This is a genomic window from Acinetobacter sp. 1294596, assembly GCF_000582925.1.
Lineage (GTDB): Bacteria > Pseudomonadota > Gammaproteobacteria > Pseudomonadales > Moraxellaceae > Acinetobacter > Acinetobacter radioresistens.
Genome location: NZ_JFCC01000068.1, coordinates 1 through 10,893, shown reverse-complemented (window position 1 = coordinate 10,893; position 10,893 = coordinate 1). Strand labels below are relative to the sequence as shown.

Sequence of the window (10,893 nt, the reverse complement as noted above, 5' to 3'; positions counted from 1 at the left end):
AGAGTGCCAACTGGACTGGTGTGCTGGTACCACCACCAGCCCCGGGTAGCTTGTCGGTTTCTTATATGTCACAGGGCAAGTTTTATGAACTGAAAGATGATGGATCGGGGCAATTAAAAGGTGCAAGTACTTCGTTTGGCTCTGGTGCGGTCAACTATGAGACCGGTTCCTGGTCTATTACGACGGGGGCTTTACCGGATGTGAATACACCGATCCTGTTGCTCTGGGGTACACCACTGGCTACGTTTATACGCTCAGGTCTTGCGGTTGAACCGGCAGCATTCGAGTTTGATTTACAGCAGGCAGGAATAGCCTCAGGCAGCGTGACTGTAAAATGGCTGCTGGAAGGCGAACAGAAAACCGCAACCACGAATACGCTGGGCCAGTTTAGTGGCGATGCCACCGGCACCTTTAACTATGCCACCGGTCAAGGCCGGCTGGTACCGAATAAACTGCCACAGAAAAATACGGTCTTCACCATCAACTATAGCTATGGCGTACCGCTTGATCAGACTGTTGAAAATATCATGCCAGCTGATCAAAAGCTGAAATTTACCATTGGTTCCGGTGCTGCAATACAACCCAATAGTGTTGAGTTAAGTGTACCGGTTGCTGATCAAATTTGAGCTATTCGATAGCAGCAAGTAAGAGTAAAAAATAAACTAAAAAATCGCCTATAAATATATTTTAAAATTACGGACTAAGGAATGAGTATAGGGTAATCAGTCATCTTTGACTTGTAAAAATGACTGATTTAATAAGTCATTTTCAATGCTGTCTTAAATGCTCTAGAGACTGATTAATCTGTTGCATGGCGCGGTTAAGCTCTGATGGTGGAAGCCGGCTTTCTTGCAGACACGTCAGCCATTGCATCTGACAAAGTTTTAAGTGTTCAATGTGGGGTGCTTGCTGAATACGTTCAATAAGCTGTTTGGCCATTAAGCCACAATATTGTTTTAACAGACTCGTCATTAACTCTTTTATAGCTAGAAACCCTAAGAGCTCAACATTTATTTTAGCGTTAGAAGTGGACCGCTCTGAATATATAATTTCATTTTGCCTATCATTGCTTATTAATATTATCGGAGCTGTTTCTATTTCAAATTGGTCTGCTGATATGAGTTTTTCTTTTTGCTGACCTTCGAAACTGATCAGTCCCATATTATAAAGCTGGTCTAGTACCTCAGGTTCTGCAATTCGTTGCTTGAATTGTGGCGTGAGTATATCAAAATCTGGTGTATCAATCAGAATAAGTAAGCGTCTCTGGCGTACATTTAGATGAATTGATCTGTTTTTTAAAACTTCTATACCTAATGGTGTTTTTTGATAATCAGACATTGCCCCGACTTCCCCTAATCAGTCAAGGCAACCCTACATTAAAAAAATTAAAGTTTGATGAACAAATTTTTAAATATCAGCACCTAAACTAGGGTCTGTTCTAGGGCCTTACGTAGATAAGGGTCCAGCTCTTCTTGACGTAACAGCCAGTTTACATAGTCGCCAGGTAATTCTTTAATTGCGGTACCACGGTGTTTGCCAAAATTCAGAATACGGGGTATCCGTGCGTCTTCTGATGCAGTATAAAGTTCTTCAATACTCTGAATATTTAGATGGTAAAGAATATGCATGAGTATATTTGCAGTTAAAATAATATCGGCATCTGCACGGTGAGCACCTTTGAGTAATTCTCTTGCTTTATCACTTCCTTTACTGATCATATAAATCAGTGCAGAGATGTTATGTGCCTCAGCATCGGGCCAAACCTTGCGGGCCAGCGCCAGAGTGCAAATAGCTTTAATACTTGAGGTGTCTATGCCACATTTTTCAATGGTACGAATATCATAATCAATATTATGACCGATAATATAGACAGTTTCGGAAGGTAAACTGAAGTTCTTATAATGAGGCTGACCAGCAATATCGGCTTCTAGAATATGATGTACTGCCATCGCGGCATAAGAAATTGACTGTTCACCAATACTGTAGAGCTGGTCAAATAACTGACTTTTGTCTAGGCTCAAACGGCCTTGAGCAATTTGGACAGGCGCGTAGGCAATTTCAATCGGTAGTCCATTGAGTGTATGTGTTTCAGTATCGAGAATAATGGCCTGCATGTTGAAAAATATGCCTGAACAAAAGAGAAAGTCAAAATCTAACATTATTATTTCTATTCTGACAATTTAAAAACCCTGTCAGGGCTTTAATTGAAGGGTTTTTAGCTCATCATTTACCAAGTTGAGCCACAAATTACGTCGCTTCTAAAATAATTCGACTTTCATTCACCTTATTTTGAAGAAAAAATCCTTCAATCTGGTTTCTAAAATTTATATATGAGAATAATTAAACAAATTTCTTGCTATTTTTTATAAAAATTGGGAACGGGTGTCATGAAGAAGAAAGAACACCCTAAAAATCAGTGAATGATAATAACTTAAAATAAGGATATAAAATAATGAAAAGACATATATTGACCTGTACTGTACTTGCAGTAAGTATCAGTTTGATGGGTGTAATGATAGTGATGACAATGATAACCAGAATGTCAGTACGCCTGTTCCTTCCATTCCAGTAAATAATATAGATAACCCGGTATTAGCTACGCCTGTAGCCTATACCAAAACAGATGTGGTTATTGCCGGTGAAAGCGTAGTCATGACTTATAAAATGCTCGAAATTAATAATAAAGAAACACAAGCTACTGCGTTAGTTTTCACCCCGGAGGGAACACCTCTAGCAAAAGGATGACCGATAGTTGCATAGGCACATGGCACGACGAGTGTGGCTAATCAGTGGGCACCGAGCCGGAGTAGTCTAAATCCGGTTATTAAAAATATGATTAACGGCCTGCTTCAGTCTGGTTATATGCTGGTAGCACCTGACTATGAAGGGCTCGGTGAACCTAGTGGAAATGAACTTCGTTCTTACTGCCAATTGGGATCATGGCAGCGTTTACGGGTTGAATATTGCTAATATTATCTCGGATGTAAAATCTCTAATGCCAAGTCAATAACCTGAATTTAAAGCGATGACTCATGTTTTTTAATATAAGCCATTTTTATTTAAAACTGAGTAAAGTTCATTCTGTTTAATAATAAACTTCATGTTACAATACGCGCCAATCTTAGCACGGCTTAAAAGCCCTAAATTAATAGGACCTCGCTAATGTTTGCCAATATCTCTATTGCTGAATTTGATCCGGAATTAGCTCAGGCAATTGCTGCCGAAGGTGAGCGCCAAGAAGCGCACATCGAGTTAATTGCTTCTGAAAACTATTGTTCTCCAGCGGTTATGGAAGCGCAAGGTTCAAAACTCACTAACAAATATGCAGAAGGCTATCCAGGCAAACGCTACTACGGTGGTTGTGAGCATGTTGATGTTATTGAACAATTGGCAATTGATCGTGCTAAAGAACTTTTTGGTGCTGACTATGCAAACGTTCAGCCCCATGCAGGTTCACAGGCAAACTCTGCTGTTTACCTGGCTTTGCTGAATCCGGGTGATACCGTTTTAGGTATGAGTCTTGCTCATGGTGGCCATTTAACCCATGGTGCAAAAGTAAGCTTCTCCGGTAAAACCTATAATGCAGTGCAATATGGCCTGAACCCGGAAACTGGCGAAATCGACTATGAAGAAGTTGAGCGTCTGGCTTTAGAGCATAAGCCACGTATGATCGTTGCAGGCTTCTCTGCATATAGTCTGGTTGTTGACTGGCAGCGTTTCCGTGAAATTGCTGATAAAGTTGGTGCTTATCTGTTTGTTGATATGGCCCACGTTGCAGGTCTGGTGGCAGCAGGTGTATACCCGAACCCGGTTCAAATTGCTGATGTAACCACAACCACTACCCATAAAACTTTGCGCGGCCCACGTTCTGGTCTGATTCTGGCAAAAGCGAATGAAGAGATTGAGAAAAAACTTCAGTCTGCTGTATTCCCAGGTAACCAGGGCGGTCCATTAATGCATGCGATTGCGGCCAAAGCAATCTGCTTTAAAGAAGCTATGTCTGATGAGTTTAAAACCTATCAGCAACAAGTGGTTAAAAATGCTCAAACCATGGCGCAAGTGTTTATTGAGCGTGGTTATGATGTCGTTTCTGGCGGTACATCTAACCATCTATTCCTGTTATCACTCATTAAACAGGATATTACAGGTAAAGATGCAGATGCATGGTTAGGCGCAGCCCACATTACTGTGAATAAGAATTCCGTGCCAAATGATCCACGTTCTCCATTTGTTACCTCGGGTATCCGTGTAGGTACACCAGCAGTCACTACTCGTGGTTTTGGTGAAGCTGAGGTGCGTGAACTTGCTGACTGGATGGCTGACATTTTAGATAGCAAAGGCGATGAAAATGTTATTGCTGATGTAAAAGCGAAAGTGGAAGCGGTTTGCGCTAAATTCCCGGTTTATGCTCAGTAAGTGATTTCTTTAAAAAAGCTCCCATAAGTGGGAGCTTTTTTAGTGTTATAAACTGTACTTTATTTTAAGTTCATATATCTATAATAAACCCATAAACAGTTCTTTATAAATAATAGTTTTAAAGTAAACTTATTCAAAATCTAAAGATCAATAGCTTTAGCAAGAAATTTTTAATCTTATAATATTTTATTTTTATTCTCTTAGATTGTTTGGTGGTTAAACTTATCTCTTTCACTATATAAAGGTATATCACCTAAAAGTGAATAATGAGAAAAGTAATAATAAAAAAATCACTCCGAGTACCCAAGGTAAAAATTTCCATATCATGGGTTGTTTCTCTTCCATAGTTTCACTAGAGAGGGGAGAGATTTCTGTTTTAAGTGTATTATTAGAGGTAGAGATAAGACTCTGCTCATATTGTTCGGGCTTTAGTTTTTTACATTCTTCAGTTAAATAATTATAAAATTGTTCTGATTCACTCTCTTCGAGTCTGTAGGCAAATACATGAATCTTGTCGTTAAGTTGCAATGTAATATGGTCGCTACTAAGATTTTTCTCCTGTTTTAATTGATCTCTTAGTTCGTTTCGGGCTATAAGCGCTTTTCTTATTTCTTCTCTTTGCAGAGGTCGGTGGATTTCTACACCAAATAGCTCACCTAATAGTTCTAATTCCATTATGATCTACCATTTATTGTTGTTGTACGCCGTGTCTATAGCAATATAAAGCAATAGCTTACAAAGACAATGACATTGTCTAACAATTTAAACTTAAGGCAAGAATAAAAAAGTTAAAAGCACTATTTTATATTTAAGATAACTGGCTTATTCTGTATGGTAAAAATATGAGTTCTGTTTTTGCTCACATCAAAAATTTTTTAATAGAGGAATTTCTGCTAATAAGAAAGTTTATAAAAAATTTGTATTCAATATTTTAGTAAAAGAAGATAATCAGAATAACTTGGTTAATAAAATAATATGAGCAATATAGAAAGTCTAGCATTTTATATTCGCGCCCTTTTTATAAAAGTCTAAGACAATATCCAGATCAAAAAGTAAACCTGCAGGGGTATATTCATTTGAATGTAGTTTGAGTAATGCAGGCATATATTCAGTTTTATATACGGTAGGGTAATCTTTGCATAAAATCTGTATCCGTTTTTGTTGAGAGGTCTTAGGATTGTCTAACTGATCCAGATATTTTCCAATTTTCTCACCTGCCTGATCAAGCTGAGCGGCGAGAGGAGAGCTGGAGTTCAATGGTTGAGCCGTGTCTGTCTCTTGTGGCTGCCTTTGACAAGCTGCGATTGATAAAGATAAAAAAACAGTCATAAGAATTTTTTCTTTCATATTCATTTTTATTTTGGGGAAGATTAAAAAACTATAGGATGAAAATAATAAAAGAAAATATATGATTGTGGTGGAATAGTAAGCCAAAAGTATAAGTTTAATTTCGGTAACTTATATCAGTATTTGAGAAGCTATAAATTAAATGGTTGAGAAACTTGGTTTAAGATGTTACATCTATGAATAGGCTTAACTTATTGTTTAAAGGTTAGCGTTCTTCATTTAACTGGATACAGTAAAGGATAACTTTTTTCATTCTTTACATTTTATATGTTTTGTGGCTCCTCTTAAGGGGAGCTTTTTGTTGTTTTATAAAAAACAATAGGGTGGAAAAATACTTTTCTGATAAGTAATTAATTATTTCTAGACCAGAAAATATACATCTATAGCGTTGCAATATTTATTTAAAATGGAAGGAGTCAGTTTATATGGCTAAACCAAATATTATTATTTCTTCACAGGACTTGCATCGTCTTGAAACCATGCTCGAGCATCAATCTCATATGACTCAGACTATAGAACATCTGGAAGATGAACTTGCTCGGGCTGAAGTAGTAGAGCCACATGAAATACCGGCTAATGTGGTCAGCATGAATACCCGAGTGCTGATCACGATAGCCCCTTCAACTGAACCGACTGAAATCCAGCTAGTTTATCCGCATGATTTTCGCGGTGATAAAGGACAAGTCAATGTACTTGCTCCTATAGGTGCTGCTATTTTAGGGCTGGCTGAAGGTCAGGAAATTGAGTGGCCACAACCTGATGGCCACCTTATGAAAGTAAAAATTGAAAAGGTACTATATCAGCCTGAGCGAGAGGGTGATTATCGTTAGATCAAATGCCGTGAAATTTCACGGCATTATTCTTTGTAGTTATTCAATCAACTATGACAAAACTTAAACGTAAAAACTGCTATTTCGGCTTGTAGTCTGAAAGATTTGGTTTAAATTGAAAATATAGCTTTCAGCTTCACTTCATATTGTTCTGTTATTTTATTATCAGTCTATTTTACTGTTTGAGGCGATACCCGGCGTCTATATGCAGCATTTCCAAGAACTCATTCCATTATCCAAGATTGAGGTTACTCCTCAAGAAACTTTGATCATAAAACGCAATGATCTGGTTCCTCTGATTCATGATCAATACCGGTTAAATCATTATGCCGAGCATCTGGTTCAGGCACAGTCCGTGCTGCTCAGTGGAGTAGACCCTGAATTAACCCGGCAGTTAAGTCAGACTATTGAACAGTTGATTCAGGCTTTAGCTGACTCTAAAAAATATCTGAAAAAACGTAATTTCAATGCACTACAGAAATGGCTGGGAATTGATATCGAGTATCAATCAGGGCAGGTGGAATATTATAGAAATCTGGACCGGTTACTTGCTCAGGCTGATCATTTGAGTCAACGGTTACAGATTGAAATTCAGAAATCACAGGCACGTTTTCAGCAATTACTGGGTTTACGGGAACAAATGGCAAAATATATTTTAGCTGCACAGGAGTTTCTTAATGAATATCCAGCCTTTATTAAAAACCAGCATCCATTAGATAATTTTGCAGAAAGATTATCTAAAAAAATTAATACATTACAAACGTTACAGGCGAGTAATGATATTGCAATTACACAAATACGTCTTTCACAGCAGCTTTCTTTTAGTCTTTTAGACCGGTTTAAAGAAGCTCAGCAAGTACTGATTCCTGCTTGGCAATACCATGTGCAACAGACAAATTTAAAGCATTCCGATGCAGAATTAGAGAAGCTGGATAATAGCCGGGAAAATCTGATCAGAACATTGAAGAAGTCTTTAGAGAAACATTAAAGTAAACCGAAGCAGGGTGAATTATGGCCGATCTGGAAAAAAATGATTTAACGATAGTTACTTCGAGAGACTTATCGGAGCAGGATTTTCAGCAACTAAATTTACAGGAAATAGGGTTAAAGGATTCAGACTTTACAGAAGTCCAGAATGCCCATAAAGAGCTAAATGATATGAGTCATCATACTGTCGCTGAATATGGGAAAAATATTGCGACTAAAACCTCTTCTTATACGGATGAATTGCTAGATTTAGTCCAGAACAAAGACCTTGATGCTACCGGCCAGAAACTCAACCAGGTAGTACAGGTTGCTCAGCAGCTGAATACTTCCAGCATTTTAAACAAACCCAAAAGTTCAGGTTTTCTGGGTAATTTTCTGGGTAAGATTAAAGGTGCCAAACAAAACTTTGACCAGCAGTTTCATACTACTAAAGAGCAGATTGATGTTCTGGTAAAAGAAATTGAAATTTCACAGACCGGGCTAAAAGCCCGGGTTGATACACTGGATAAAATGTTTAATGGGGTACAGGATGAGTATCGGCAGCTGGGTATTTATGTCGCTGCGGGAAAACTTAAACAGCAAGATATTCAGCAGCAAATCGCTAAGCTCAGTGAACAGCCCCAAGACCAGCCGACTACACAAAAAATTTATGATTTAAATCATCTGGCGAATAATCTGGAAAAACGTATCAGTGACCTTCAGGTTTTACAGCAATCTGCTATGCAGACTTTGCCAATGATCCGGATTATTCAGTCCAATAATCTGATGCTGGTGGACAAGTTCTATGCCATTAAAAACATTACCTTACCGGCTTGGAAAAACCAGATCAGTCTGGCTATCTCGCTTAACGAGCAGAAAAATAGTGTACAGCTTGCCAATAGTATTGATGATGCAACCAATGAATTACTACGCCGTAACGCAGAGCTTTTGCATCAGAACTCTGTAGATACTGCTAAAGCCAACCAGCGGTCAGTCATTGATATTGAAACCCTTGAACATGTTCAAAATACCCTCATTAAAACAGTAAATGATGTGATTCAGGTACAGAAAGAAGGTATGCAAAAACGTCAGGAAGCTACCAGCCGATTGCGTATGTTACAAAATAATCTGAATCAGCTTGTGCTTGAATCAAATTCGGGAACAAATAAACCTTAAGCTGTTTTTGTTATATTAATAGCCTAAGTATACCTGATTAATCTTTGGAGATATTATTTGCCACCTTTAGATGAATATGCGTTGAGTTCTAAACAGATCGAAACAGGGATGCTGGTATTGAAAAAGCGTCAGCATAAAGTGATGCTACTTTGCGTAACGACCAGTACTTTATTTATTGCAAGTGTGGTTGCCATATTTTTACAGCAGGATTTTATCTATAGTTTTTTTGGTCTTTCTCAACAAGTAGAACAACTACATTTACCTTTAACTCTCGAAGCTAGCCTGACAGATCTTGCACCACAACACGATTATTTTTTTAATTTGCTGTCATGGTTTGGCTGGTTATTCTTAAAACTGTTTGCAGCTTTCTTTGGTGCATTTTTCACAGTTTATTTTCTCAGAAAATTTCATTTTTTTTATATTCGCTTTCAGTCATTTATTTTAAAATTCGTTGGCTGGCTCATTGCATTTATCATCATCTGGTCAGGTTTGACTTATGTGCAATATGACCTGAACAATGAAGAAAAAGAAGCTGCGCATGAGCTGGTATATTATGAACGTAATATTCAAGATAGTGCGATTGCGCACTACTTGGCTGAGGAAAATGTAGAAAAACCGGTCCAAGCTTATATACTCGCGCAAACGGCCTTATTGCACCAGCCTGCAGATAAAAATATAGCTATTCCCTATATAGTGGAGCTGGTCAAAGCAGAGAAGACTGATCCAGACTTTATTGAGTATGGTTTTAAACCAGAACAGCTTTGGGTCATGCAGCACCAGGTTTATGGAAAGGCTTTAACACCGTTAGCTCAAAGTGTTGAGCCACAGGTAAGACAGGCTCAACAGCTTTCATATTGGGCAAATATTATAATCATAGCTATAAGTTTACTGAGCGCTGTTTTAAGCCTGATTTTTTATTTACTGTCTCACCGTCTGCAATTGAGAACCGAGCGAATTACACACCGCCTAAACAGCTAAGTGATGAAAAACAAGATCAGAACAGGCCCGAAAAACCGGCTCTGTTCTTTAATAACAATTCTTAAAACCGATTGTATTTATAAAAACATATTGTTTTACCTATTAATGGCTTTGCAGTATCATCAATTCATTCCTTAATATTGACTCCTTTGGAGAAGTTAGCAATGTTAGACCAAAATACTTCAGCACAACTTAAAACATTACTCGAACGTCTGGAAAGCCCGATTGAACTGGTTGCCTCTTTAGATGGCTCTGACAAGTCAGATAAAATCAAAGAGCTGGTCAATGAAATTGCCGCCCTGTCTGATCAGGTGACTGCACGCCTTGATGGCCAGCACAGCCGCCGCCCAAGCTTTGGTGTGGCCAAAGCCGGTGAGCAGCCCCGGGTATTCTTTGCCGGCCTGCCGATGGGGCATGAGTTCACCTCGCTGATTCTGGCCCTGTTGCAGGTTTCCGGATACGCTCCCAAAGTCTCTGACGAGGTACTGGCACAGATTAAAGCGCTCAACCTGACTGCTGACTTTGAAGTATTCGTGTCACTGAGCTGTCATAACTGTCCGGATGTGGTGCAGGCCCTCAACCTGATTGCCATCTATAACCCGGGCACCACTGCCACCATGATTGACGGGGCCTTCTTCCAGGAAGAAGTCGAACAGCGCAAGATCATGGCGGTTCCAATGCTGTTCCAGAACAGCCAGCACATTGGTCAGGGACGTATGACCCTGGAAGAGATTATTGCCAAGCTGGACAGCGGTGCGGCGGCCAAAGATGCAGAGAAACTCAATGCCAAGGCAGCCTTTGATGTTCTGGTGATTGGTGGCGGCCCAGCCGGGAATACTGCTGCCATCTATGCAGCGCGTAAAGGTATCCGTACCGGGATCGTGGCTGAACGCTTCGGTGGACAGGTGATGGACACCATGGATATTGAAAACTTTACCTCGGTCACCAAAACCCAGGGGCCAAAGTTTGCTGCGGCCATGGAAGAGCATGTGCGTGAGTATGAAGTCGACATCATGAACCTGCAGAAAGTTGCCAGCATTAAAGGCGCAGAAGAAACGGCCAGTGGTCTGGTTGAAGTGACTCTGGACAATGGTGCCCGACTGGAATCTAAAACAGTGATTCTCTCTACCGGTGCACGCTGGAGACAGATGAATGTACCGGGCGAGCAGGAATATGCGAC

The 10,893-nt window shown here is 39.4% G+C and carries 11 protein-coding genes and 1 pseudogene; 8 read left to right on the top strand and 4 right to left on the bottom strand.

From position 1 onward, the window contains the following. Positions 1-626, top strand: a pseudogene (locus J502_RS15205) (hypothetical protein); the annotation flags it as partial. Between the two features lie 142 nt (positions 627-768). Here J502_RS15205 and J502_RS15200 read toward each other — a convergent pair. Both J502_RS15200 and J502_RS15195 read right to left on the bottom strand, forming a co-directional pair. Continuing rightward, positions 769-1,338, bottom strand: coding sequence for a hypothetical protein (locus J502_RS15200; protein WP_005019528.1), 570 nt, complete (start codon positions 1,336-1,338; stop codon positions 769-771). A gap of 83 nt (positions 1,339-1,421) precedes the next feature. Then, positions 1,422-2,114, bottom strand: a complete 693-nt coding sequence (locus J502_RS15195) for a DNA exonuclease (protein WP_034684984.1) — start codon at positions 2,112-2,114, stop codon at positions 1,422-1,424. A gap of 664 nt (positions 2,115-2,778) precedes the next feature. Here J502_RS15195 and J502_RS17320 point away from each other — a divergent pair. Then, positions 2,779-2,970 carry a hypothetical protein gene (locus J502_RS17320; protein ID WP_034684982.1) on the top strand — a complete coding sequence of 64 codons (192 nt, stop codon included), beginning with the start codon at positions 2,779-2,781 and terminating at the stop codon, positions 2,968-2,970. 192 nt (positions 2,971-3,162) lie between these two features. After that, positions 3,163-4,416, top strand: a complete 1,254-nt coding sequence (gene glyA / locus J502_RS15185; protein ID WP_034684981.1) for a serine hydroxymethyltransferase — start codon at positions 3,163-3,165, stop codon at positions 4,414-4,416. A gap of 249 nt (positions 4,417-4,665) precedes the next feature. Here glyA and J502_RS15180 read toward each other — a convergent pair whose 3' ends face one another. Further along, the gene (locus tag J502_RS15180) at positions 4,666-5,091 is read right to left on the bottom strand and encodes a hypothetical protein (protein ID WP_034684979.1); all 426 of its coding nucleotides are present in this window, start codon (positions 5,089-5,091) and stop codon (positions 4,666-4,668) included. A 318-nt stretch (positions 5,092-5,409) separates the two neighbouring features. After that, complete coding sequence (locus J502_RS15175; protein ID WP_052026713.1) at positions 5,410-5,769, bottom strand: hypothetical protein; 360 nt, start codon at positions 5,767-5,769, stop codon at positions 5,410-5,412. Positions 5,770-6,188: 419 nt separating this feature from the next. Here J502_RS15175 and rnk point away from each other — a divergent pair, with 419 nt between their 5' ends. The 5 genes from rnk to J502_RS15150 form a co-directional block, all read left to right on the top strand. Then, positions 6,189-6,593 carry a nucleoside diphosphate kinase regulator gene (gene rnk / locus J502_RS15170; RefSeq protein WP_005019540.1) on the top strand — a complete coding sequence of 135 codons (405 nt, stop codon included), beginning with the start codon at positions 6,189-6,191 and terminating at the stop codon, positions 6,591-6,593. A gap of 205 nt (positions 6,594-6,798) precedes the next feature. After that, on the top strand, positions 6,799-7,581 hold the full coding sequence (locus J502_RS15165; RefSeq protein ID WP_034684975.1) for a tellurium resistance protein: 783 nt from the start codon (positions 6,799-6,801) through the stop codon (positions 7,579-7,581). A gap of 23 nt (positions 7,582-7,604) precedes the next feature. After that, entirely contained in the window at positions 7,605-8,735 is a 1,131-nt protein-coding gene (locus J502_RS15160) for a toxic anion resistance protein (protein ID WP_034684972.1), read from the top strand. A 57-nt stretch (positions 8,736-8,792) separates the two neighbouring features. Continuing rightward, positions 8,793-9,713, top strand: a complete 921-nt coding sequence (locus J502_RS15155; RefSeq protein ID WP_034684970.1) for a hypothetical protein — start codon at positions 8,793-8,795, stop codon at positions 9,711-9,713. A 164-nt stretch (positions 9,714-9,877) separates the two neighbouring features. Further along, a partial coding sequence (locus J502_RS15150; protein WP_034684969.1) for an FAD-dependent oxidoreductase occupies positions 9,878-10,893 on the top strand: 1,016 nt, incomplete at its 3' end.